Genomic DNA, 24,717 nt, shown 5'->3' on the forward strand with positions numbered 1-24,717 from the left:
CCATGGACCGTACCAACAAAGTCAGAAAAGCCGTCATCCCGGTCGCAGGCAACGGAACGCGTTTCCTGCCCGCCACAAAGGCGATGCCGAAGGAAATGCTGACGATCGTCGACCGCCCGGTCGTGCAATATGCTGTCGATGAGGCCATCGAGGCCGGCATCGAGCACATCGTCTTCGTGACGAGCCGCAACAAGTCGGCCATCGAAGACCATTTCGACGACACTCCGGAACTGATCTCCAATCTTCACCGCGCCGGCAAGACCGTGCAGGTTTCCGAGCTGGAGCGTATTCTGCCGACGGCCGGCTCCATCAGCTTCACCCGCCAGCAATCGCCGCTTGGTCTCGGCCATGCCGTCTGGTGCGCGCGCGACCTGATCGGCAACGAGCCGTTCGCCCTGCTCCTGCCCGACATGGTCTGCTACGGCGCACGCGGCTGCATGACCGGCCTGATGGATCTGTACAGTGAAGTCGGCGGCAACATTGTTGCGGTCGAGGAATGCGACCCCGAAGAAACGTCGAAATACGGCATCGTTGGCAAGGGCGCACCCGTTTCCCATGGCTTTGCCGTCACCCAGATGGTCGAAAAGCCGCAGCCGTCGCAGGCACCGTCGAATTTCTACCTCAATGGGCGCTATATTCTGCAGCCCGAGATCTTCGACATCCTGGCAAACCAGGAGCGCGGCGCCGGCAACGAGATCCAGTTGACCGACGGCATGTTGCGCCTGTCGCAGGCCCAAGCTTTCCACGCGCAGGCCTATGAAGGCAGGACGTTCGATTGCGGCTCGAAGCAGGGCTTCATCGAAGCCAATGTCGCCTTCGCCTTGGCAAGGGCAGATATCGGCGACCTCGTCTACGACTCGATCAAGCACATGGTGTTGACACACGAGCCCCAAGTCAGGGCCGCGTAAAGCCATTCATGCCGAGGTCGGGCGATCGCAGCGATTGCCCGGCCTCGGGATCTGATTCCGAAGATCAACCAAGACTTCTCCGGACAAGGCGGCAGTCATGAACCAGAAAAATTTCACCTTTCACACCGCCCTCCCAAAGGCGGAAGGATCGGATGCTTTCATCGACCTCGACAAGTTGATGGCGGTGCTGATCCGGCGCGCCCGGACAATCATCGCCGGTGTTGTCATCTTCGTGGTCCTTGCTGCCGTCTACCTGCTGTTCGCCACGTCGGTTTACACATCGGCAACGCAAATCCTGCTCGACGAAAATATGTCGAAATACGCGGAGGATCAGCCATCGCCGGCCGCCAGCGCCCAGCAGGCGGACATGGAAATATCGAGCGCGGTCGAAATCCTGAAGTCCAACGAAATGGCGCTTCGCGTGACCGATACCATCGGCCTTAGCGACAACGATACCATCCTCAACCCGCCAGCCTCGCCGATGGCGCTGTTCAAATCGGGCATAAAGCTGATGACAAGTGCCTTCACTGCGGGTGGTCCGCCGGTATCGGAGGCTGATGCCCGTGAAGGTCGTCGCCAGAAGGCGGCCTCGGTTCTGCAGGACAATCTCGCGGTAGAGCGTGTTGCCCGAAGCTCGGTCATCTCAGTCTCCTTCCGTTCGACCGATCCGCAGCTTGCTGCGAAAATCACGCGTGCCTATTCCGACGCCTATCTGACGGACCAGCTGAACGCCAATTTCGATGCGACGGAACGTGCTTCCGTCTGGCTGCAGGAGCGACTGAACGATCTGCGCCAGCGCTCGCAGCAGGCCTCTCTCGAGGTTGAAAAATACAAGGCTGACAACGGCCTGACGTCAACCGGCGGCGAGCTGATGTCCGAACAGCAGCTTGCCGATCTCAACAAGCAGCTGATCATCGCCCAAGCGGATACGGCCAGTGCCTCGGCCCGCTACAACCAGTTCAAGAGCATCATCGATCAAGGACCGGACAACGCCGTCAACAACGCGACGATCTCTTCCAGCCAGACCGACAATTCGGTCCTCCAGGACCTGAGGACCAAGTATCTCTCGGTTCAGAAGCGCGAGCAGGACGTAACGCAGAATTTCGGCGCCGATCACCCGCAGGCGGTCGCCCTGAGGGCGGAACGCCAGGACATCACGCGCCAGATCTATCAGGAACTGCAGCAGCTGACCGCGAGCTACAAGAACGAATACGACGTTGCACGCTCACGGGAATCCTCGCTGCACGACAACATCGACAAGGTCGTCGGCAAGAATTCCGAGGCCAACAAGTCGGTCGTTCATCTCAACGAGCTGAACCAGAAGGCGACGGCACTGAAGACGCTCTATGAATCCTATCTCGGCCGCTTCGAAGAGGCGACGCAGCAGCGGTCCTTCCCGATCGCCAAGGCGCGCGTGATTTCCGAAGCAGGTGTCCCGACTGCGCCGTCGAGCCCGAAAAAGACAATGGTGCTTGCGCTTTCGGCCGTGCTTGGCCTGATGGCGGGCGGCGCCTTTGCCGGCTTCCAGGAGTTCCGCGATCGGTTCTTCCGCGTGGAGGCCGACGTCAGGACCAATCTCAGCCTCAAATTCCTCGGCTATCTGCCGCTGCTCGGACGCCCGATCAATCGCAAGGCCGGCCTGTGGACGTGGAGGCGAAAGCCAACCGGCCCTGCCCTTGCAACCTCACCTGAGCCGGAGGGCGTGGCCTTCCAGCGGATCATGCGGATCGCCGTCGAGGCGCCGCGCTCGATCTTTGCCGAAACGCTCCGCAACGCAAAGCTCGCCAGCGACGTCATGCTGCAGGGCCGCTCGGACCGGGTGATCGGCGTTGTCTCGACGCTGCCGGGCGAAGGCAAGTCGACAACCGCCGCGAACTTTGCGGCGCTGCTTGCCTCCAGCGGCAAGCGCACGCTGCTGATCGACGCCGACTTGCGCAATCCGGGTCTGACACGAATGCTGAAATCGCCGCCGCAGGTGGGTCTGGTCGAGGCAGCCCTCGGCGAGGTTCCATGGGCGAGCGCCGTGAAGGTCGATCCGCACACAAAGCTTGCGATCCTTCCCGTCGTCTTGCGCGATCACCTGCTGCACACGAGCGAACTGCTCTCCTCTCCCGGCATGCTCTCCCTGATGGAGAACGCCCGCAAGATGTTCGATTACATCGTCGTCGACCTGGCGCCGCTTGCGCCTGTTATCGATGCCAAGGCATTCGCGCCGCAGATCGACGCCTTCATCTTCGTCGCCGAATGGGGTGGCACGCCGATCGGCATGGTCAAGGACCTCCTCGAGCAGGAGCCGCAGATCAACTCGAAGATCCTCGGCGTGATCCTCAACAAGACGGATATGTCCGAGCTGACCCGCTACAGCGATTTCGGCGGCACGGAACGCTATCGCCAGAAATATGTCAGCTACTACACCCATGAAACGCTGCCGCCCAAGGCCGAAACCAAGGTCGATGCCTGACCGGAATCGACCGGCTGCGGCCGGAAAATCAGCGTGAATGAACGAAGGAATTGGGTGAGCCATTGGTATTGTTACGAGAAGAACGCGTGCCTCCGACGGACGACATCGTCTTCGAACATCTCAGTGAGAACCGGTCGCGGGCTGCTCTGCGAGGCGCCTTCTGGTCTGCATTGGACACGTTGATACCGACGGCCTTGAACAGCCTCGTCTTCATTGTCACCTCGCGCTATCTGCAGCCGCAGGATTTCGGTCTCGTGGCGCTCGCCTACAGCATCGTCAGCTTTGCCTCCGGTTTCGGCCCGACGGCCTTCGGCGAAGCGCTGATCCAGCAGCAGAGCATTCGCCGCAGCCATCTGGACACGGTGTTTTGGCTTTCCTTCGTCTCGGCAGCCTTGCTCTACGGCGTCCTGTTTCTCGGATCGTCTTTCCTCGCCCACGCTGTCGGCCATGCCGAAATAGCAGCCATCCTGATGATCCTGGCGCTCAGGATCTTCTTCGACATGATGAGTATCGTTCCCAATGCTCTCATCGGCCGGACGATGTCCTTTCATCTTGCGGCGGTTCGAACGGGAATTGCGACCTGCGTTTCGGCGGTCATCTGCCTTGCCCTGATCATGGCCGGTTTCGGCCTTTGGGCATTGGCGATCGCGCAGATTGCGGCACCGGCGGCCGGCTGCGTCGCGGCCTTCTGGGGCGCGCGCTGGCTGCCGGGTTTCCGCGTTAAATATTCAAGCCTTCGCGAGCTTCTGCACTATGGCGTGTTTGCGTCGGGCAATCGCTTTCTGCAGACCATGAACCTCGATCAGTTGATCATCGGTACGCTGGTCAGCCCGGCAGCGCTCGGCATCTACAATTTCTCCCGCCGCCTCTTCGAAATGATCAACAATGTCGTTGCCGGCGGCCTCACCTCCGTGTCCCACGCCCTGCTGTCTTCGCTGCAGAATGATCAGGCCAAGGTCAGGGAAGCATTCCTGATGGCCACATTCGGCTGCTCGCTCGTCTCGTTCCCCGCGTTCATGGGGCTGGCGGCCGTTGCCGACGACGCTATACCGCTGATCTTCGGGCAGCATTGGGTTTCGGCCATATGGCCGGTGAGATTCTTCTGCGTCATCGGGCTGATGAGCGGCATCGGCATCGTTCAGGCGTCGCTGATCACCAGCCAGGGCAAATCCGATTGGTGGTTCTACTACCAGCTGGCGCGCAACATCGTAACGATTGCCACGGTGTTCCTGCTCTATCCCTATGGCGTCACGACAATCGTCATGGCGCTCATGATCGAAGTTCTTATGCTCTGGCCGGTGACCCTATGGATGGTATCGCGGCTGATTTCGCTCAGTGTCGGCGAATATTTCGGGCAGTTCCTCAGACCGACAGCGTCCTATCTGGGCATGCTCGTCGTCGTTCTCGGCCTCTCCACGCTTCTGTCCGACTGGCCGTCGGCCTGGCGGCTTGCTGTCGAGGTCCTGGCAGGAGCAATCGCCTATACGGGGCTGATTGCCTGCCTTTGCCGGGAGCGGGCTTTCTTCCTCGTGCAAACAGTTCTTGCGGGGCGGCGAAGACCAACGCCGCAAGCCGCGTGACATGCCGGCAGCGAAGATTCCAGCATGGCCCAGACAGTGGCAAATTCGACAGAAGGCAAGTTCCAACCATTTGGAGAGACCGATATGGCTCTGGTTACGTTCATAATTCCGGTTCGGCATCAGGCGAACGCCAGCGACTGGGGCGCCCTGAAAGCACGGCTGTCGCAGACCATGGCCTCGATTGCCGGGCAGTCCAACGGAGACTGGCGCGGTATCGTCGTTGCAAACGAAGGTGCGGACCTGCCGCCGCTACCACCGCAGTTTTCAGTCGAGCGCGTGACCTTTCCGCCGAACCAGTTGCATGACATGGCAAGTGCCGATCGCGAACTGGTCTACGACGCATTCCGTTTGGACAAGGGTCGTCGGGTTCTGAACGGCATGCTTGCCGCGCGCAACTCGCGCTTCTTCATGATCGTGGACGACGACGATTTCGTCAGCTCGAATATCGTCGACTACGTGTCACGGCATTCCGACGCGAACGGCTGGAAGATCGACCTCGGTTTTCTCTGGAGCGAGGGTGCACGCTTCCTCCTGCAGACCAACGAGTTCGCGAAGCTTTGCGGCACGTCCCTGATCGTGCGCTCGGATCTATACCGCCTGCCCGAAACCTTCGCGGATGCCGAAGAGACCTTCATCAAATCCATGCTCGGCAGCCATGTCCGCATCGCCAACATCCTCGCAGAGGCGGGCACTCCGCTGGGTTCGCTGCCCTTCCGGGGCGCAATCTATCGTGTTGGCCACAGCGGTGCGCACAGCAAATCGTCGGATCTGCTCAGAACGCACTTTCTGAACAAATCGGTCATTCGCCACCCTCGCCGTCTGATCCGCGACCTGATGCGGGTTCACATGCTGGGAGATGGGCTTCGCCGAGAGTTCTTCGGCAAGCCGATCGACAGTGCCGTCGCCGCTCGCGCATCCCATCCCGTCGAGCAATTCAATCGCCAGCAGGAAATCGGCTGAGGATTTTTCAGCGCAAGCTCAAGGACGGAAGGGGATTTGCCCGATGAATGCCACTCTGGTCTCGGCGGAGCATGATCGGACGATGGTCGTTCGGGAACGAAGCCATCGCTATGCCGCGCTGGACGCGATGCGTGGCCTGGCCGCCTTCGCAGTCGTCATCTATCATCTCGACCGTCCCTATGCGCCATCAGCCTATGTCGCGGTCGATTTCTTCTATGTTCTCAGCGGTTTCGTCATTGCCAGGGCCTATGGCGAGAAAATCCTCGATGGCATGACCGTCACGGCTTTCATGAAGGCGCGATATCGCCGTCTCTATCCGCTGTTTCTCCTCGGCAGCATATACGGGCTCGGCCAGTTTCTATTCTTCTGGAAATCCAACAGTTTCGGCGTTGCGGACTTTATTGCCAACATTGCAACGACGCTTGCAATGTTGCCGTCCCCGACCTTCCTGACCAGACCGATCGACCAATTGCTTCCTTTATACCCGCTCAACGGGCCGGCCTGGTCGCTCTTCTGGGAACTTCTTGTCAATCTCCTCTTTGCAATGCTGCTGGTTCGCCTGAGAATGCGACATCTCCTTGCAGTCGTTGCGTGTTCGCTCGGCTTGCTTGTTGCCTCGGTGTTTTTTCACAGATCGCTCGATCTTGGATGGGAATGGAAATCGGTGGACGGCGGCCTGTTCCGCGTCCTCTTCTCCTTCACCATGGGCATCGTGATCTACCGGATGCATGCCTCCACCAGGCCGCATTTTTCCTACCTTGCATTTCTGCCCGTGGCATTCCTCTGCGCAATGCTACTTGCGCCGACCCAGTCCCTAAGATTTGCGCTGGGCTTCTGTATCCTGCTGTCACCCTTGATCGTCATCGCAGGTGCGCGTCTCGAAGTGCCGAGAAAGTTTCAGCCGATCTGTATCTTCCTCGGCTATCTTTCCTATCCGATCTATGTGTGCCATCGCGGGTTTACGGAGATTTATGATCATTTTGCGGGGAGCTTTCCGCTCTCGCCGCCCCTCTACATATTCCTCTATCTCGCTTTCATAACCGCGGTCTCGCTTTTGTCGGCCCAGGCGATCAGCTATCTGACGGAAATGCGGCGGCCAGCTCGGGCCCCCGTGGAGAGCCGCTGAGATAGACATTGTAAGATCGAGCCTGACGGAATTCGATGCGGACAAAGCTCCCGGTCAATGCTTGGTCCGCGATCAGCGGGCGGCTGATCAGCCACCGGCGCGGCTGCATCCCGTCTGGATGTCCACGAGGATCTTATCGTGAGCGACGGTTAGCTCGATCTCGATTGAACCACGCTTTTCTTTATAGACGAGACTGGTTGATGGATAGGTTTGCGACGATCTTCTGGTTAGTTGCCGCGGTCGGGTTGGCGCTGCCTCGTTAACTGCGACCGCCTGCCGAGAGAGAGCGATATCACTGGTGCCATCAGCGCTGCAAAGAAGACCGCAAAGCCAGGTATCTGGAGGGAGAAGTCGATAGCAGAATGCAAGCCGACAAGAACCAGCATGGCGAAGCCGAGGGCTGGATAATGCCGCATCCTCTTACGGGTCCTCAATCCTTCGCGCAGGAAGATAAAGAGGGCGACAAGGGCAACGATTAGCAAGATCGGGAAGACGATGCCGAACGCAAGGCTGCCTTCAAGGTAGACGTCATGGGCGCGGTCCCACACGCCCAAGATACCACAGCCGGGGTCCCGATAGGCGGGGAACATCCATCGAAAGGTCGCAGGGCCGGTCCCGATCCAATAGTGGTCGGAAAGCATCTTGAGTATATTGGGCAGAACGCAGAACCGGCCGTCGTCAGTTCCCCTGACTTGCGCGCGCAACAGCACCTGCCCAGCAAAGATGAAAAAGGCGATAAGCACTACCGCGATAGCGACCGCTCGGCTCAACAGCTTCTGCCAGCCAGGCGTGGTTGATCGGCCGAAATCTGTAGCCCGCTGCCGCGTCCAGTTGGCGGCTAAGAATGGTACCAGAAAAAGCAGCGCGACGAAGGTACTCGCAACACCGGCGCGAGACTTTGTCAGCAGAAGGGCGGTAACCGACGCTCCCAGCAGGATCAGATAGATAATCGCGCGGCCCATTCCACCGCCACGTGGCGAGCGCCAATCCTGCATCTGCACGATGGCGCGCCGAACGTTAACGCTTTGCAACTTCTCCCAGGTAAGGACCAAGATGATGAGAACGGTCGCACCGAGAAAGGTTGCCGCCGTGTTGCGGTTAACGAAGACGCCGGTTAGGCTGTCGAGATAGAATTCCTTGTCTACAACAACCAGAGTTGCGGGCGACATAATGAACTGCAGCAGCCCGAAGAGACTGACAAAACCGCCGATCAGCCCGAGGCCGACAAGCATAGTGCGTGATCGGTCATCTGACGAGCAAAGCAGCAGGGCGTTAATGAAGGTCACCAACGGCATGGCTATCCTCAGCAAAGCCTCCAGCGTATCGGCTGGGGATGCCGAGATGCTGACGTTCTGCGTTCCGACCAGCCCTCGCGCATTCCGCCAGACCGTGTCCGAAGGCAGTAACGACGACAAATTCAGCGTCTGGACAAAGGTCCAGAGCGCCAAGACCAGAAGGATGAAAAGGGCTAGGTTGAATGGTGCCCGCGTATGGCGCGGCTCGCCGAAAACGAAGGCATTCGGCAGGCTGAGTGCAAACATCAGACTGGAGACAACGGAAAATGGTGCCGTGCCAACGGATCCGAAGAACAGAAGCGTCAAGACGATTATAAAAAGAAAGGCTCCAGCGAGAAAAGCGGCCAACCGATCTTCATCCAATAGCTTGCTGAAAAAGCTGGAACGACGGCCATGCCCGATCAATGCGTGCTTCCTTGTGCCCACAGCAGAAATACAGATGTAACTGGCCTATACATAACCAAAGTGAATGACCTCAAACACCGACTGACATTAACATAATTCGCGTTCGGGCAGCGACCCTTTGACGTTTACGAAATAGCCAGAGCGGCGCTCTCACTGGAATGTGTCCATTTTACTCGGGGTCAGGTCTGGAAACGTCATAGAGTTTCTTCCTCCGGGGCGCAAGCAACACGCATTACCGGCGTATTGTCGGCGAGGTCACGAGAGGCGAAATTCGCTATCAATTCCTAACTTTTCGAGTTCACCGTCACGTATAGCGCGCCTAATCAAGTAATATCTGGGAAATTGATTTAGATAAACCGCATAAACATATATTATCGAGATAAACATCCATTTATTTATCCTGTAGAGTAACGGTGAAGATTTTTGCATATTCACATTGATCCAAACGTGATTTCTAAATGTATAATACAGCCGAAAATCCGCACCCTTTGTCAGGCTTTGTTTAAATATGCTCTCCCGGCGCCCTCCCTCAAACCAGGATTGCTCCAAATCGTCTATCGGTGCGTTTGTGACAACCGATATTATTCCTCCTGATCTTGTAAAACGCAGGGTGTACTCCCAATCGTCCGCATACAGTACAAAATCCTTTTTAGGCAAACCATTCTTTTCAAAAACCTCCCGCCCGGCGAGAAGCCCACCATATGGTGCATATGGTACCTGTATGGTTTCGCTAGGCGGATCTGAGACTTTGGATTTGGAGTCAAAGTAGCGCAATATCTTATAAGGGAGATCTTTGATATGAAATCCCATGAAATTTGAATGAGCTGGAAATGCCGCTCTACCGCGCTTAAGGTGAGTCGAGCGGCCCGCGCGGAAGCCCGAGACAGCTGCACTGCAGTTGCCTACTTCGCTTCTTAAGCGGATAAGTTCCCGAAAGAGGATAAAGGTCGATCCTTCGGCAGGCGCATTGTCATCGTCCATCAATAGTAAAAAGCGAGCGTCAGTCTTTAACGCCGCTTCAATTCCGGCCCCATATCCGGCCGCAGAGCCTGTGTTCCCTCCCATTTTCACAAATTTTATTCTGTTGCCCCATTCAGCTTCGAGGAGCGATAAATCCGATCGAGAGCCGTTGTCGACAATAATAGCGTTCTCAATGCCTTCGGTGTTGAAAGCTCTGTTCAGCAAACTAGACAGGAACACTAATCTATCGCCATAAGTGACGGTAACCAGCGTTATACCACCAAGATTTTCTTCCATAGATATTAAGCCACTTAGTATTTTGTAGATGGTAGGGAGTTGATAAAGCGCTCGTCAATCCATGCGGCGCAGTCATTGGGGGAAAATAATATATCTAGCTAATAGTCCCGTCTAAACTCTTAGACGACTTCCAATCGGCATGCATAGAAAACTCCTTTTGCCCAAACAATTGCACGCCTCTTATAGACACCTTTTAAACGATTGTGATGACCTTTAATAGGGCCGCTCGCGACCCGAGAGCTTTTCTCTCTGCCCATTGTTGAAGTGATCTTCGATTAATGGCATCCGATCTGCTTAAGGTCAGCGTTCTTGGCCAAACGTCTGCGTTATGCCCATTGCGAGATGACACCGCTCCGTTCCGGAACGCCCTTTGGTCTTATCTCGTGTCTGAGCACCAAGGCGTTCCAGTGCGCCTTCCTCCCGGCGGCTGTCGGGCCATGCCGTGAAGATGTTGTGCAAACCTTGAAACCGGTATGCCAGGAGATAGTCTATCTGAAGACGATAAGGGTGGATCAGGGCACAGAATTGGTGTCACGCGATCTTAACCTTTGGGCCTGTTGCAGGGGCGTCACCTTGGACTTCTCACATTCAGGCAGGCGGCGGACAATGTTTTTATTCACGCATTCTACGCTGGCAGCGGCCGACTCCTCGGTCTTAAAAACTCTTGCAGATACTTGCGTGATGGTCTCTCAAAAAAGCGAAAGCTGGCTTCTGCGACGCCGATCGAGAGCAATATGCCCATTGTCTGACCCACTAAACCATTCCCTGCAAATCGTACTGTTGCGGCCAGAACTGTCGCGTGAAGGAGATATAACGAATAAGAAATGTCCCCTAGATGTTCAAGCAATGGGATTCGTGGCCAAACACCGGCCCGCTCCAAAGCCGTAGAGCCGAGCATCAGGAGCGCAAACGGAAAACCGAAGGTAATAACACGTGCTATGCCGATGTTGTTTTCGTTCTCACCGACAGAAAACCCGATGATCAAAAAGAGTATTCCGAGGGCGGTGACGGCTAATGCGACTTTTATCCTGTCGCCAAATCGAATTTGCGAAATAAGAAGTCCCAATAGGAATTCGATCATCAGCGGGGCAGTCCACAATTGAAGGGGGGCTGCGAGCGGCGAAAACACATACCCCAGAATACAGAGCGACGTGATTGCCGTGAAGCAAACAATCAACGGCTTCTTGAACGACAACCCGATCGCAAATGTTACGTAAAAAAACATCTCAAAATTAAGGGTCCAACCCGGACGAATGATTGGCTGGATCAAGCCGTTATAACCAACAAAGGGGAAAAACAGAAGCGACCTCAGCAGGTCGTCCCAATGAAATTTGTAGGTGTTGAAGGCGGTGGTCGTCAAAGCCAGAAGCGCAATCGCCATCGTTGCAGCCCAATATAATGGAACAATTCTTATAAGGCGCTTCGACAGAAATTCTCGCGGCTGTTCCTTCAAGCCTACCGTTCCCATAATCAGGCCGGATACGACAAAAAACATGTCAACACCGACCCATCCGAGCGGAAGAACACGAGGGTTCAGGTGGAATACAACTACGGCGGACGCAGCCAACGCGCGATAAATCTGAATAGAATATAGCATAGATAGCTTTTCTGAAGAATAACGGTGAACGTTTTGAACGCAGCTGGCCAAAGAAACAAACCAGATGAAGTGCATCTCGCACGACGACTTCTTTATTCTATGGCACATCCCTCCAGATCAGGCTGTGGAACACTATTATACCACTATACTGGATGAACCAGCCGTGGCTGCACAGCTTAAGCCCTGTCCCTCAACAACCCTCTTAGATAGGCTCCGTAGGCACTTTTCCCGTAATTCGCGGCGAGTCTTTCAAGATTCTGACAATCAATGAAGCCCTTTGCGAAGGCGATTTCCTCGGGGCAGCTAATCTTGACTTCCTGGCGCCGTTCAAGCGTTGCTACAAATTCAGCGGCGCCCAGCAGGCTGTCAGGTGTGCCAGTATCGAACCACGCATATCCCCGACCAAGTATCTCAACGTTCAGCCTGCCGCGATCGAGATATTGCTTATTGACATCGGTTATCTCCAGTTCGCCACGAGCCGATGGCTTGAGATTTGCAGCGATATCGACCACGTTATGGTCGTAGAAATAGAGTCCGGTGACAGCATAGTGTGACTTGGGCTTGATCGGCTTTTCTTCAATAGAAATGGCCTTCATCTTGTCATCGAACTCCACGACGCCGTAGCGCTCTGGATCGGCCACCCGATATGCAAAGACTGTTGCTCCATCGAGGTTGCTAATCGCGTGTTCGAACGTTTCAGTGATCCCGTGACCGTAGTAGATGTTGTCGCCTAGAATAAGACAGGAAGGCTGCCCGTCAATGAAGTCGGCGCCGATGATATAGGCTTGCGCCAACCCATCCGGACTGGGCTGCTCAGCATAAGAAAGGTTGATACCCCACTGCGAACCGTCTCCCATTAATTTTCTGAAATTAGGAAGATCGTGCGGCGTCGAAATAATCAGGATGTCTTGGATACCCGCCAGCATTAGCGTCGATAGCGGATAGTAAATCATTGGCTTGTCATATATCGGCATCAGCTGCTTTGACATTACCAGCGTCATGGGATGCAGTCGTGTACCGCTGCCGCCCGCTAGAATAATTCCCTTCATCACAAACCCCACACTTTCGTCTGAAAAACTATACGAGTTGTATGTCCGGTAATTACGGACACTTTGATAGAAGCTTTGCTACCACTTTTGCAGTTGATGCTTGCCAAGCGGGTAGGCGAACGCCATGCGCGGCTGCGAGCTTGTCACAATCGAGCTGCGAATTGGCGGGCCGCTTGGTCGGTGTGGGGTAGGCGGAAGATGGAATGGGTAAGACTTCAGCAAAAGGCGCGCCGAGCGCTCTGGCATTTGCGAAGATCTCGGCGGCAAACTCTGCCCAACTGGCGTTGCCCGCGCCCGCTATGTGGAATGTGCCACGCAAGGCCTCATCCGACCGCTCAAGCAAATTGCCGGCGACCGTGAGAAGGCCATCGGCAATATCCTCTGCCGATGTCGGATTGCCGATCTGGTCAGCCACGACATTGATAGTATCGCGTGTCTCCGCCAGCCGCAGCATCGTCTTCAGAAAGTTCTTGCCGTAAGGACTATAGACCCAGGCGGTGCGCAGGATAGCATGATTGTACGTCGCTGCAGCAACTGCCTCTTCACCAGAAAGCTTTGAGCGGCCGTAGACGCCAAGCGGCGCGACCGGATCCGTCTCGACATACGGCCCATCCTTGTTGCCGTCGAAGACATAGTCTGTCGACAGATGGATGATCGGCACATTCAATTCTGCAGCTGATTTGGCCAGTTTGCCGGCGGCGGTGCCGTTGATCTGTTGTGCCAGCGCAGGCTCAGCCTCGGCTTGATCGACGGCGGTGTAAGCGGCAGCAGAAATTAGGACATCAGGTGTTGATGCCTCGATAGCACGAAAAATAGTTTCGGGCTGCGAAAGGTCGAGGCAAGGACGGCCAAGCGCGATGACCTCGAACATGCCGCTCAAAGTACCACGATCCGCCAGGCATCGAACAACCTGGCCTTGGAGGCCGGTAACGACGAGTCTTTTGCGGATACCGACGCCCATCAACTTGTCGCCTGCTTTGCCGACAGAAGGCCGAGTCGCCCGCCGTCATAGCCCTTACGCAGCGGAGCCCACCACCATTCATTGTCCAGATACCAATGAACAGTCTTCTCAATCCCGCTATCGAAATTTTCCTGCGCCTTCCAGCCAAGCTCGCTCTCCAGCTTGGTGGCATCAATCGCATAGCGCGCATCGTGACCCGGACGATCCGCCACATAGGTGATCAGCTGTCTATAGTCGTCGACCCGAGGCCGGATCTCGTTCATCAGCGTGCAAATTCGGGTAACCACATCTATGTTACGCCGTTCATTGCGGCCACCCACATTGTAGGTCTCGCCGACCAGGCCACGCTCCGCTATCACATCGAGTGCGCGAGCATGATCCTCGACATAGAGCCAATCGCGTATGTTGGAGCCATTCCCATACACGGGCAGGGGCCTGCCCTCCAGGAGATTCAGAATCATTAGCGGGATAAGCTTTTCTGGGAAATGATACGGGCCATAATTGTTTGAGCAATTTGACACCACAACAGGCATGCCGTACGTGCGTGCCCAAGCTTTCGCAAGGTGATCGGAAGCGGCCTTCGAAGCCGAATAAGGAGAGCTAGGATCGTAGGGCGTCTCCTCTGTAAAAAGCCCTTCTGACCCGAGTGACCCATACACCTCGTCCGTAGATACATGTAGGAAACGAAAGTTGGCTTTGCGTTGTTCAGGCTGGGCCGACCAGTAATGCCGCGCGCATTCCAACATTGTAAAGCTGCCGAGAACGTTTGTTTCGACAAAATCCCTGGCGCCGGTAATTGAGCGATCGACGTGACTTTCAGCAGCTAAATGCATGACGCGATCCGGTTGGAAAGCTTCAAAGGCGGATTCAATCGCAATACGATCAACTATGTCTGCCCGCAGAAAGTGATAATTGGGTTTGTTATCGACAGCCGTGAGCGACGTTAGCGTGCCAGCATAGGTCAGTTTGTCGATATTCAGGACCTCGTACCCTTTATCAAGAACGAGATGGCGAACAACAGCCGACCCGATGAAGCCGGCGCCTCCTGTCACAATAACTCTCATGAGACCCACTTATCCAAAGATGAATATATTGCATGTAGTCGAGTAGTCAGGGATCTATCAATGGTAAAAAAAGCAATCCCCCAGCGCGGACAAAGAAGGCTGCTCTGCGTCCTTAGTTGAAAGCACGGCATCTTCCGATTTTACTGGCCAATCTATCGCAATGATTGGGTCATCCCAACGCAAGCCCCGGTCATTCTCCGGACTGTAGTAATTCGTTACCTTATAGCTGATTTCAGTGTTTGCCACTAAAGTGCAGAAGCCGTGCGCAAACCCCGGCGGCACCCATAGTTGCAAACCGTTATCGCAGGTCAGCTCTGCAGACACCCACTTGCCGTACGTCGGTGAGCCTTTGCGGATATCGACTGCAACGTCAAGCAGCGCCCCGGCTATGCAGCGCACAAGCTTGCCCTGTGACATAGGGTCCAGTTGGAAGTGAAGCCCGCGAACTGTGCCGGCCTCCACAGACTTTGACTGATTGTCCTGCAAGAACGTCATTGGACCGATCTGCTCAGCAAATAGATCCTGCCGATACGTTTCCATAAAGTATCCCCTCGTATCCCCGAATTTACTCGGTTTGATCAAGACAACGTCGGGGATGGAAAGCCTTTCGAATTTCATAGAGAGATCCATTATCGTTTTGGTCGCAGTGCGCTTAAATACATCTTACTGAGATTGCCAAATCTAATCCATCCGCAACCTTAACAAGCATGAATTGAGCAACTCCTTAGCTTATTGCGCAAGAACAAGCAACAGCGATCAAGGAAACATTGAATCAACACGCGGCGGGAGGCGAGATACTCCAATCGAATTGAGGTATCATCTCACTGTAGCAAAATTTTAGTTATGGAAATCGTGCGATTTGCGCCAACATCAACTCCAGATGAAAATGATACCGGGGGAACGGGGAGTAGCAAGCTCGCGACGATTCCGAACCAATAATTGTGCGGCATTCATCTACCGCGCTTATCCTAATATTTGATGACAGCAACCAGGCAACTAGAATGTGATCTCGAGACGTTGTCCCTTAATTCACAATCGTATAAGTAACCCGTCTATCCGTCGGCAAAGCATTTGATTGCCCATTGATCCGAGAGCAGTGATCGAAGCATCTCTTATCTAAATTTTCGATGTGAATCACCAAATTGCTAGAGCATCACCTAAAATAAGGTCAGGTATGAATAAAAAACTCGCGGCTGTAATGGTAACATTTCGTGCGGATACTGGTGTCGTGGCGAGAATTGAGAATCTTTGCCGCATTTTTGATGAAACAATTGTCGTTGATAACGGCAGTAGCAGTGAATTTTTTGAAGCTTTGTCAAGGCTCGCCGGGCCGTTAGCAATCATTGCGAATGGAGAAAACAAAGGGATTGCCGCCGCACTCAATGCCGGCATCGTGGCTGCCAAGACAAAGAACGCAGACTGGATTGCCTGCTTTGACCAAGACAGCATTCTGTTCAATACGTACCGGGGGGCGGTTGAGGCTGCCATTGATGTAGTTCCCGAGAGCGCCGGTATATTGGCGTGCAATTATTACCTTGAGAACAAAAATGATCCGAGGCATTCAATGGGTGACGCAAGCATCGGATCTGTACAGAAGGTTAGCGAGGCTATTACCTCGGGCAGTGTTTATAAGAGTAGCATATTTAGCAAATTGGGATATTTTAAGGAGAATTATTTTATTGATGCAGTTGATAAAGAATATTGCTGGCGGGCAGCCCGTCACAATATTGATATATTCTTTATACTGGAGCCGCAGATGAGGCATAGTATAGGGACACCTATTTCAAGATATTTCCTAGGGAAAAAAATTACCAGCCAAAATCATCCTCCAATGAGAAAATACTATATAGCGAGAAATAACCTATTTTTGATAAGAGAGTATTGGAGATTTAGGCCGCGGGATTGTTTAATGCAGCTAGTTTACATAGCAAGGATCGCGTTGTTGATTTTCTTAATCGACGAGAACAAATCGGATAAAATCAAGAGTTTCTCCTTAGGTATATTTCACGGCTTCATCAAACGATTTTAGATTAACCTGACTAAAGGAAGTGGCGGTGAGAGTTGGTAAATTCGTAATTGGTGATGCAATTAGGGTAAATATCGCATTTAACATGGTGGCCCAGTTCTATGTAATGGGCGTCGGTTTTTTGATGGCACCTGTTTACTTGCAATATATGGGAAAAGAAGCCTATGGGCTAGTCGGCTTTTTCACGATGTTGACCGCTTGGTTCGTTCTCTTGGACGTGGGGATGACCCCTACCGTCATGCGAGAAATTGCGATATTTCGGGGGGGGGAGGGTTCAGCTACGGGACTCCGGAACTACCTAAGTGCGTGCGAGATCATATTTTGGGGAGTTGCTTCCGTTGCAGCTATCGTCCTCTTATGGGGCGCTGGATGGGCGGCGACCGACTGGCTAAAGGCAGAAACTCTGCCAAGCTATGAAGTTATAAGCTCTCTTCAATTGATGGCGATTATCATACCCATAAGGTGGACATCTGGTTATTATAAAGCGATTGTGAATGGGTATGAAAAGCAAACAGTTCTCGCGTTGCTCAACATAGCATTTTCCAGTGCCCGCTTTTTGGCGATAATTCTTATACTGCGCTATATAAGCAATTCCCCGGTGTCTTTCTTTGTGTATCAGCTCGTTGTCTCGCTGGTGGAAATTTTCACCTTGGTTGCAATCTCACGGCGTCTGATGCCGAGGGCGCAAGGAGAGCGAAAAATTCATTGGCGATCGGTTGGAGATAAGCTGGGTGCGACGCTTGCAATTGGCATATCTGGAACGATATGGGTTTTTTTGACACAATTTGACAAGCTCTTAATGTCTTCAACGCTTACGTTGAAGGAATATGGAGCATACTCACTCGCTGTTACAGCCGCCAGCGCCTTGGGCGCAATAAATGCGCCGTTTAATCAAGCAATCCTTCCACGGATGACGAAATTGTTTGCGGCTGGTGACAAGCATGCCGGCGAAAAATTATACGTTACCGCATCACACATTTTGGCCGTTATCTCAATACCGGTAATCGCTATGATGACTTTATTTGGGACTGATCTGCTCTCAGTCTGGACACATGGAAACTCTTCAATTTTCTGGGCCGCGCCCATAATGGCGTTGTATTCTGTTGGCAACTTTTTCGTTTCGGTACATTCTTTCTCTTACTATCTACAATATGCTAGCGGAAATCTGAAAATCCACTTTTTTGCGCATGTGGCAATGCTGACGGCGATAATTCCATGCTATCTCATTGCGGCGCACTACGGCAGTCCTGTAACTGCGGCAGGTACCTGGGCGTGCGCTAATGCCCTGTATTTCTTGATAATTTGTCCTTGGGTTTATGATAGGATTTTTGGAAATCCATTTCGTATGATGGGGGGACTGATCACACTTGGTGTGATTGCAATTATCTGCGGGCTATTGATCGCTAGGATCGTGGAGTATTTCGCGGTGGTCGTCAATTTACCTGTTATTTTTATAGTTTATTTCATTCTTCTACTGGCGTGCGGTTTGAGTTCGTTCGTTGTTAGAGAAAGAATAATTTTCCCAACTCTTCAACACGCGTTCGGGCGGATTTCGCAAAGGTAACTGATCGTCAACGACACTCCTCCAGACGTGGTCGGAGATCTCGATTCTTCATGGGAGTACCTAGAATGAAACTTGCTTTCGGTGTGATGCTTTCGCGGCGAAAGCTTATTCTGGCAACCCTGCTGGCGTCGGCAGCCAAATGGTCTAACGCCAGCCGCGCTGCGCCGATCGAATCATCGGGATCTAGACAAACGCAGCGGATAAATGCGGGCGGCAAATTGCGACCCCAACGTTTTCCCTCCTCATCAAGAGTCATCAACGTCAAGGACTATGGAGCAAAAGGCGATGGAAAAACGGATGATACTGCTGCTATTCTACGTGCTGTCGGCAAAGTCTACCCTTTCACCCGAGAACATCCATGGCTTTCGCGCATTATATACTTTCCGGCGGGCATTTACATAGTTACGGATACGATCGTTCGAAGAGATTCTGCAGGAAATTATCAACCGCATTTATGTTTGTTTGGCGATGGAACTGGCAAAACGACGATCCGCGTCCCGGACGCTTGCGCGGGCTTTGGCAGCCCCGAGGCGCCTAAGCCGGTGATCCAAACTTCTTCTGGTTTAGTTTTTACCCGAACCGGTCCGACTGAAGGTGGGCGAGACTACCGCGGTGCCGGTGAGGGAAATGAAGCCTTTGGAAATTTCGTTCAAGATCTGACCATTAGTATCGGCGGTAATAACAAGGGCGCGGTTGGAATCGATTTTTTGGGTAATAACCTTGCGGCGGTGAGAAACGTATCCCTTGAATGTGACGACGAGGGTCATTTTGGCATCACTATGGATCGAAAGTGGTGCGGACCTGGTCTTATCAAGAATGTTCAAATTCTGAATTTTCGAGGGGGCATAAGCATATCAAATACGCAATATTCGATGACCTTCGTCGGCGTTGACATTCGGGGGGTTAAGGAGGTCGGAATTCTCAACAAGGGCAATGTGCTCTCGTTGGATAGTGTTTCGATTACAAGTTTATCCGGGGTCGGTATTGTGAACGCATTGTCCGGCGGGATGATTGCAGGCTTGATGTGCCGAATCGCAGGAACGGGCCGGAAGGCGGTCGAGAATGCTGGCACATTTGCCGTGCACAAGCTTGCCGTTGAGGGATCGTGGGAGGTGGTCAATAGCGACGGAATTGGTGACAAATCGACCGACGGGGTCATTGGTAAAGAATGGTTCGAAGGCGCGACCGATTTTGCCGATCCACCCGAGACAGACGAGCAGACGTGGACATCTATCGCTGAGTTTGGCGCAAAGTCGGACCTCAGCTTTGATTCAACAGACGCATTTAGAAAGGCCTTTCAATCTGGAAACCGGTTTATATTTATCCCGAGTGGCACGTACCGCGTATCCGAGACAATCGACATTGGTGACGATGTCGACATCATAGATGGCTTATTCTCGGTTGTTCATACTTCTGTATCGCTATCGTCGATTTTCACTACACAAACCACTCGCAGAAAGCCGCTTTGGATTATGAGGCTTGCCATCGAGACGGAGGGCAGTGTGCCATTCATGGTTGACCATGCCTCGCCCGATCGACTGTACCTATCTGACATAGCAGGAGGTGCCGGATTGTTTAGGCGACAGGAATTTGGTGGTGCCGTTGTCAGTGAAAATACTGCAGCTCAGCGTATAGAATTGTCTGGCAAGGCCCCCGTGACACTTAGACAGTTTAATACTGAAGGCAAGGGGATTAGAATTGTAAATAACGGCTCACCTTTATATATCCAGGGAATCAAGACGGAAGATATCAACAGCGTCTTGTTAAACATAAATGGCGCGAATACCGAAGTTCTTGGCGGGCTATTGTATCGAGTACGGAGAGGCCAGTTTCAGGTGCCTGCATTCATAAATTGTGATTCGGCATTAAGACTCATTTACGCGGAAGAAGCGTTTTCTCTCGATGCTGCGTATGAAGTACATGTACTGTCTCAGACAAAGAATGGGATTGAGACCGTCACGCGTGAAGGATTACGCACAAGAAATGACTATGGCGTGATCGTGGCGATTGATATTCAGTAATGGGAATGTCCCAGCGATCGTCATTTATTGACACCCCCATCTCAAGACTTATTCGCATCAATACAAGTCAGAAACTCGCATTGAGCGCTGCCGCCCGACGAGTTAAAGTATGTAATACCTTTAGAAATTATAGAGAGGCAGTCAAAATCTGATGTGTATCAATGTCGTAATTGTGAACTACAAGACACCACAGCTCACCCAGAAGTGCGTGGCGTCCCTTCTTGAGCACGGTGTTTGTGATGCGCGCTCGATCGTGGTTGTCGACAACTTCTCTCAGGATGCATCAGAAGCGATTATCAGGGGGGCTTTTCCTGACATTACCTTTATCGCGCTGAAATCCAACCGGGGCTATAGCGCGGGAGTTAATGCTGGGGTAGACCGATGTGTGCATCAGTATGTTGTTGTCTTGAATCCGGATACATATTTCTACGATAATCCAATACCCCAGGTTATCGACTACTTGAATAAACACGAACGCGTCGGTCTCGTAGGACTGGACTTGCTCAATCCCGATTTGACAAGGCAATACCCTTCACGTCGCTTCTACACTATATCTGACATTCTCATTCGGAGGTCACCCACTCTTGCGAGAATGTATCCCGAAATCCTGCGCAAGCATTTGATGACAGATTTCTGGGAAAATTCTCACGCCTTCGAGGCCGACTGGGTTATGGGAACAGGAATGGTGATCCGCAAGGCCTCATTTGAGCACATCGGCAAGATGGACGAAGGATACTTCCTTTATATGGAAGATGTGGACCTTTGTGCTAGGCTCTGGGCATCCGGCTACGCGGTTGTCTGCATACCAGGTGCGGCTATCGTGCATGACCATCAGCGCTCAAGCGCGCGCAGCATGTTCGGAAAATCCGCTAGAATGCATTTTAAGAGCCTAATTCGCTACTATCGAAAATTTCCGTTGCCGCTCTTCGCAACGCCAAGTATTTCCAAAATGAAATCCAAATTTATAAAATCGCCATTGTCAGTATAAACGGTGTCGTGGCGACAAAACACGAGAGATACGAAACTGATGAGTTTGCGGCGGTATGCATTGGGGGTATATTGGCTTATTCGGTGTCTATAACCAAGTAGAATTACGAATTATTTCCGTCGCATGTCCATATTAGGCGCGTTGCGCGGTTTTTAAACAGAGTGTAACGGGAAGTTCCGGAAGCGTTTTCGGGGTTATATTCAGAGGCCGCCAGCGCCGGCGTGGAAAATTGTGTTCCGTCGGCCTTAGCGGGAGGCGCCCGACACAGCTGTCTGAAAAAGATTATTTCGTGGTTCCGGATGACATGTTCCCGTATTTGCTTCTGGCCTCAGATATGCTTAGAGTGATCGTAATGCTGGATTATTGGAGTTTTCGGCATCTTGTTTATGAATATACGTCGAAAGCGGAACTCTATTACCCGATATCGATTTATTAAATCCGGCGAGGAATCTTTGGAGAATGTGACGAGAAGCTCTCCGAATAGTACTAGCAGGACTATTGTTGGCCAACGCAGCATAATCGAGGTTAAATTTGAGTCGAATTATTCTGACAGATCCGAGATGGCCAAGCAATACCGGCATCGGCCAGGTTTACACGGAGCATCTGAAACGGAAGCCCTCAGAAATCGCGTACTCAGAGCTGTCGATAAAAGGCTCTGTTGCAGACCCTCTGGCCCCTTGGCACATAGGAAACAGCATCAATAAATTTCGTGGTCAGGACGTTGTGTTCTGGAACCCCGGATTTGTTCCCCCGGTTCGAGCGATCGGTAAATGCGTTGTCACAGTGCACGATCTGTCGCATCTCCATCACTACGGAAGACTGAAGAAATTGTACTATGAAGAAATCCTAAAGCGGCTTTATCCACATTGTGCTTCCATCATCTGCGTGTCCCGGACAGCTCGCGACGAATTTGTCGAATGGTCCGGTGTCGATGAACGCAAAGTAAATGTCATCTACAATGGAGTCGATGCTCGCTTTAGTCCCAATGGAAGTCGGCTGGCCGACGCCCCACCGTACGTACTTTATCCTGGGAATCATCGAAACTATAAAAATCTTGGTCGGTTAGTGGCTGCATATGGCAAATCACGTTTGCCAGCTCTCGGCGTTGAATTATGGTTGACTGGATCCTCCAATGTCGACCTTACCTCAATTGCTGCTACATATAACGCGTCGGAAAAATTGCGCTTTCTGGGGCGCGTTCCGGACGAGTCGATGCCCGAGTTATATAGGAGCGCTTATGCGGTAGCTTTTGTTTCCTTGTATGAGGGATTTGGCCTGCCGTTGCTTGAAGGCATGGCATCGAACGTGCCAGTTCTAACGTCGAATCTATCCTGCATGCCGGAAATTGCCAACGGCGCTGCGCTACTCGTGAATCCGCTCAACGAGGACGAGATCGCAGATGGATTGAATAGAATCGTGCACGATGAAGCGCTTAGACGTCGTTTAATTATTGCAGGGGCAATTAGAGCTGAGGAAATGAGCTGGGACCGATCTTCTTTACAGCTCTGGGAACTCTTATCAGGTGTTGACGCTGAGTGAACTCAGACCAAGCTCAAATTATGCATAACATACCTGGATTTAAAGATGCGGATTCTTACTATTGTTTCTATCTTCTTCCCACACACTTTCGGCGGCGCTGAGGTTTCGTCGCTTAATTCTGTTCGATGGTTACGCGATCAAGGACACGTAGTTTCTGTTGTGACGGCATGCGCCGCCGAAGAAGAGGAGTTATTTGGGGAGGTTATAGACGGGATAACAATATATCGTATGAGGTTTCCTCGTCCACATACGCTCAACAAGCAAAGCGCGGCAAATAAAATTAGAAAAGTTCAATGGCAGTTACAAGATCACCTCGATCCCAGAAATAAAATCAACATGGCCCGCGCGCTCGACCATTTCAAGCCTGACATTGTTTTTGCGCGTGTTGTGCCGGGAATTGGTTATAACTGTTTCGATGAGATTTCTTCCAGAGATATTCCCAGTATCGTCTTTATTCATGATTTTAACATGATTTGCGCGCGATCCGATATGTATCGCGACGGGAAGAGCTGTGAAAGGCTTTGCATGCCTTGCAGGGTTGTGGGCGGCTTTCGTCAAAGAAAAATCTCAAGCGTGAAGCGACTTAGTCTGTGTGCCCCGTCGCAGTACGCTTTAGACACTGTAGTCCAATTTTCGTCTCATAATTTTCCAAGCCGCAAGTCGATAATGAATGCTAATAAGTATCCGACGCCAACGGTCTCACGAACTTCAAGTAACGTTTTGCGGATTTTGTATGTAGGACGCATGCATCGAACGAAGGGCGTTGATACTCTATTGAAAGCTGTTTCTACACTTCACTCCAAGTATGATGTCCATCTGACCTTACTCGGCGAAGGACCGGAAGAGGGTATCTATCGGGACCAGTATGGTGGCTTCGCGTGGTGTAGCTTTAAGGGAAAGGTGACACAGCAGGAGGTGGCGGATTCTATGGTCGGTAGTGATGTGCTCTGCATACCATCCGAATGGCGAGAAAACTCCCCCGGCGTTGTTATTCATGCGATCACTCTCGGCCTGCCTGTAATTGGTTCAAAGACAGGAGGAATTCCTGAGTACGTCAAAGATGGATATAATGGACTTCTGTACCCACCCGGCGATGTTGAAGCATTGGTAGAGGCGCTAGGTAAAGTAATTTCAGAGTTAGGCCTTCTAGATCGGTTTCGGGAAAACGCTGAAAAGATGAGCAGTCGATTTCAACAAGACGCAATTGGACAAGAGATAATAGATTTGGCAATTTCGACAATCAAACTGCAGCAACCAACCTAATGTCCTTCGCTGCCTATTTCCGCTGAAAAATGGCCCTGGTGCGCGGTTACTGAAGCGAAACTCCTAAAGGTCGTGCCGCTTGATCGGGCCCCGGAAGGTCCGGTTTGTGTGTCCGTACATCCGTTGCTTGACCGTTTGATGGTCACCGCAGGGCAGCAAAGCGCCCAGATTGTCCCGCTAGGCCGTGGCAGTTCAAACACGCTCTGGAGGAAATCGCATACCGTCCGCTGACTTGCAGTGCGGCGATGAAGTCCGCGATGAGGTGATCTATTTTGCCGGCGTTGGCGGTCTGGCCGACGGGCCGACGTGGGTCGGCAGGCTGCCGCCTGTCGGCGGGGCCCGACCGCCATGACTGAGTCTTTGATACTTTACTTTGGCACTGCGACGCCGTCGGGAGACGGCATCCACTCCGTTACGTCTCATTGAAAGCAACAGTTAGCAGGTCTGGCTAGAGGAGAACTGCCGGCTCTAGTTTTCCAGCAATCAGTATATCTAGGTTTGCGAGTGTGATCACGCTTCGTGGTAGTATGACGTGTATCGCGAGTAATAGTATTCACCTGAGCCATAGGTCCGGTACAGCTTCATCTTTTCGGTATCGACCTTGTTGAGGATGATACCAGCACATTTGTCGACGAGATCCGGCTCGGTCAAAA

General features: G+C 52.6%; 18 protein-coding genes and 1 pseudogene. 12 read left to right on the forward strand and 7 right to left on the reverse strand.

Annotated elements, in window-relative coordinates; translation table 11 throughout:
- The first annotated feature begins 2 nt into the window (after positions 1 to 2).
- The 5 genes from galU (at position 3) to EV561_RS32590 (ending at position 7,035) form a co-directional block, all read left to right on the forward strand.
- Positions 3 to 908, forward strand: a complete 906-nt coding sequence (gene galU / locus EV561_RS32570) for a UTP--glucose-1-phosphate uridylyltransferase GalU (protein ID WP_132528040.1) — start codon at positions 3 to 5, stop codon at positions 906 to 908.
- 97 nt (positions 909 to 1,005) lie between these two features.
- The gene (locus EV561_RS32575; protein ID WP_132528041.1) at positions 1,006 to 3,369 is read left to right on the forward strand and encodes a polysaccharide biosynthesis tyrosine autokinase; all 2,364 of its coding nucleotides are present in this window, start codon (positions 1,006 to 1,008) and stop codon (positions 3,367 to 3,369) included.
- 86 nt (positions 3,370 to 3,455) lie between these two features.
- Entirely contained in the window at positions 3,456 to 4,949 is a 1,494-nt protein-coding gene (locus EV561_RS32580) for a lipopolysaccharide biosynthesis protein (RefSeq protein WP_132528042.1), read from the forward strand.
- A gap of 84 nt (positions 4,950 to 5,033) precedes the next feature.
- Entirely contained in the window at positions 5,034 to 5,909 is an 876-nt protein-coding gene (locus tag EV561_RS32585) for a galactosyl transferase (protein ID WP_245513141.1), read from the forward strand.
- A gap of 43 nt (positions 5,910 to 5,952) precedes the next feature.
- Positions 5,953 to 7,035 (forward strand): acyltransferase, encoded by a 1,083-nt coding sequence (locus EV561_RS32590; protein ID WP_245513143.1) that lies wholly within the window; start codon positions 5,953 to 5,955, stop codon positions 7,033 to 7,035.
- Between the two features lie 227 nt (positions 7,036 to 7,262).
- Here EV561_RS32590 and EV561_RS32595 read toward each other — a convergent pair whose 3' ends face one another.
- A complete protein-coding gene (locus tag EV561_RS32595; protein ID WP_132528043.1) occupies positions 7,263 to 8,678 on the reverse strand; it encodes an O-antigen ligase family protein in 1,416 nt (471 codons plus the stop codon).
- Between the two features lie 312 nt (positions 8,679 to 8,990).
- Positions 8,991 to 9,992 (reverse strand): glycosyltransferase, encoded by a 1,002-nt coding sequence (locus tag EV561_RS32600; protein ID WP_132528044.1) that lies wholly within the window; start codon positions 9,990 to 9,992, stop codon positions 8,991 to 8,993.
- Positions 9,993 to 10,436: 444 nt separating this feature from the next.
- Between EV561_RS32600 and EV561_RS32605 the strand changes: the two are divergent.
- Positions 10,437 to 10,618: pseudogene (locus tag EV561_RS32605) on the forward strand (IS3 family transposase); the annotation flags it as partial.
- Here EV561_RS32605 and EV561_RS32610 read toward each other — a convergent pair.
- From EV561_RS32610 to rfbC, 5 genes are all read right to left on the reverse strand, one after another.
- The gene (locus EV561_RS32610; RefSeq protein WP_165928003.1) at positions 10,618 to 11,664 is read right to left on the reverse strand and encodes an acyltransferase; all 1,047 of its coding nucleotides are present in this window, start codon (positions 11,662 to 11,664) and stop codon (positions 10,618 to 10,620) included. The pseudogene EV561_RS32605 and the gene EV561_RS32610 overlap by 1 nt on opposite strands.
- A 101-nt stretch (positions 11,665 to 11,765) precedes the next feature.
- The gene (rfbA, locus tag EV561_RS32615; RefSeq protein WP_132528046.1) at positions 11,766 to 12,638 is read right to left on the reverse strand and encodes a glucose-1-phosphate thymidylyltransferase RfbA; all 873 of its coding nucleotides are present in this window, start codon (positions 12,636 to 12,638) and stop codon (positions 11,766 to 11,768) included.
- A 52-nt stretch (positions 12,639 to 12,690) separates the two neighbouring features.
- A complete protein-coding gene (rfbD, locus tag EV561_RS32620; RefSeq protein WP_132528047.1) occupies positions 12,691 to 13,599 on the reverse strand; it encodes a dTDP-4-dehydrorhamnose reductase in 909 nt (302 codons plus the stop codon).
- Positions 13,599 to 14,663, reverse strand: a complete 1,065-nt coding sequence (gene rfbB / locus EV561_RS32625; RefSeq protein ID WP_132528048.1) for a dTDP-glucose 4,6-dehydratase — start codon at positions 14,661 to 14,663, stop codon at positions 13,599 to 13,601. Before rfbB ends, rfbD begins: the two co-directional genes overlap by 1 nt.
- Before the next feature lie 57 nt (positions 14,664 to 14,720).
- Positions 14,721 to 15,281 carry a dTDP-4-dehydrorhamnose 3,5-epimerase gene (rfbC, locus tag EV561_RS32630; protein WP_132528049.1) on the reverse strand — a complete coding sequence of 187 codons (561 nt, stop codon included), beginning with the start codon at positions 15,279 to 15,281 and terminating at the stop codon, positions 14,721 to 14,723.
- 556 nt (positions 15,282 to 15,837) lie between these two features.
- On the opposite strand from rfbC, the gene EV561_RS32635 reads away from it, so the two are divergent.
- The 6 genes from EV561_RS32635 (at position 15,838) to EV561_RS32660 (ending at position 24,064) form a co-directional block, all read left to right on the forward strand.
- Positions 15,838 to 16,692 carry a glycosyltransferase gene (locus tag EV561_RS32635; RefSeq protein WP_132528050.1) on the forward strand — a complete coding sequence of 285 codons (855 nt, stop codon included), beginning with the start codon at positions 15,838 to 15,840 and terminating at the stop codon, positions 16,690 to 16,692.
- A 25-nt stretch (positions 16,693 to 16,717) separates the two neighbouring features.
- Positions 16,718 to 18,253 (forward strand): oligosaccharide flippase family protein, encoded by a 1,536-nt coding sequence (locus tag EV561_RS32640; RefSeq protein WP_132528051.1) that lies wholly within the window; start codon positions 16,718 to 16,720, stop codon positions 18,251 to 18,253.
- Between the two features lie 65 nt (positions 18,254 to 18,318).
- A complete protein-coding gene (locus tag EV561_RS32645) occupies positions 18,319 to 20,274 on the forward strand; it encodes a glycosyl hydrolase family 28-related protein (RefSeq protein ID WP_165928004.1) in 1,956 nt (651 codons plus the stop codon).
- Between the two features lie 151 nt (positions 20,275 to 20,425).
- On the forward strand, positions 20,426 to 21,262 hold the full coding sequence (locus tag EV561_RS32650) for a glycosyltransferase family 2 protein (RefSeq protein ID WP_132528053.1): 837 nt from the start codon (positions 20,426 to 20,428) through the stop codon (positions 21,260 to 21,262).
- A 531-nt stretch (positions 21,263 to 21,793) separates the two neighbouring features.
- Positions 21,794 to 22,801: a glycosyltransferase family 1 protein gene (locus EV561_RS32655; protein ID WP_132528054.1), complete on the forward strand. Its 1,008-nt coding sequence runs from the start codon at positions 21,794 to 21,796 to the stop codon at positions 22,799 to 22,801.
- 45 nt (positions 22,802 to 22,846) lie between these two features.
- A complete protein-coding gene (locus EV561_RS32660) occupies positions 22,847 to 24,064 on the forward strand; it encodes a glycosyltransferase (protein WP_132528055.1) in 1,218 nt (405 codons plus the stop codon).
- The last annotated feature ends 653 nt before the right edge of the window (positions 24,065 to 24,717 follow it).

Origin of the sequence: Rhizobium sp. BK376 (assembly GCF_004341625.1) — a bacterium.
Lineage (GTDB): Bacteria > Pseudomonadota > Alphaproteobacteria > Rhizobiales > Rhizobiaceae > Rhizobium.

What these genes read in the sequence shown, in the direction of transcription:
- galU (WP_132528040.1), top strand. Translation starts at nt 3, where the DNA reads ATGGACCGTACCAACAAAGTCAGAAAAGCCGTCATCCCGGTCGCAGGC.
- EV561_RS32575 (WP_132528041.1), top strand. Translation starts at nt 1,006, where the DNA reads ATGAACCAGAAAAATTTCACCTTTCACACCGCCCTCCCAAAGGCGGAA.
- EV561_RS32585 (WP_245513141.1), top strand. Translation starts at nt 5,034, where the DNA reads ATGGCTCTGGTTACGTTCATAATTCCGGTTCGGCATCAGGCGAACGCC.
- EV561_RS32590 (WP_245513143.1), top strand. Translation starts at nt 5,953, where the DNA reads ATGAATGCCACTCTGGTCTCGGCGGAGCATGATCGGACGATGGTCGTT.
- EV561_RS32600 (WP_132528044.1), bottom strand. Translation starts at nt 9,992, where the DNA reads ATGGAAGAAAATCTTGGTGGTATAACGCTGGTTACCGTCACTTATGGC.
- EV561_RS32610 (WP_165928003.1), bottom strand. Translation starts at nt 11,664, where the DNA reads ATGCACTTCATCTGGTTTGTTTCTTTGGCCAGCTGCGTTCAAAACGTT.
- rfbA (WP_132528046.1), bottom strand. Translation starts at nt 12,638, where the DNA reads ATGAAGGGAATTATTCTAGCGGGCGGCAGCGGTACACGACTGCATCCC.
- rfbD (WP_132528047.1), bottom strand. Translation starts at nt 13,599, where the DNA reads ATGGGCGTCGGTATCCGCAAAAGACTCGTCGTTACCGGCCTCCAAGGC.
- rfbB (WP_132528048.1), bottom strand. Translation starts at nt 14,663, where the DNA reads ATGAGAGTTATTGTGACAGGAGGCGCCGGCTTCATCGGGTCGGCTGTT.
- rfbC (WP_132528049.1), bottom strand. Translation starts at nt 15,281, where the DNA reads ATGAAATTCGAAAGGCTTTCCATCCCCGACGTTGTCTTGATCAAACCG.
- EV561_RS32635 (WP_132528050.1), top strand. Translation starts at nt 15,838, where the DNA reads ATGAATAAAAAACTCGCGGCTGTAATGGTAACATTTCGTGCGGATACT.
- EV561_RS32645 (WP_165928004.1), top strand. Translation starts at nt 18,319, where the DNA reads ATGAAACTTGCTTTCGGTGTGATGCTTTCGCGGCGAAAGCTTATTCTG.
- EV561_RS32650 (WP_132528053.1), top strand. Translation starts at nt 20,426, where the DNA reads ATGTGTATCAATGTCGTAATTGTGAACTACAAGACACCACAGCTCACC.
- EV561_RS32660 (WP_132528055.1), top strand. Translation starts at nt 22,847, where the DNA reads ATGCGGATTCTTACTATTGTTTCTATCTTCTTCCCACACACTTTCGGC.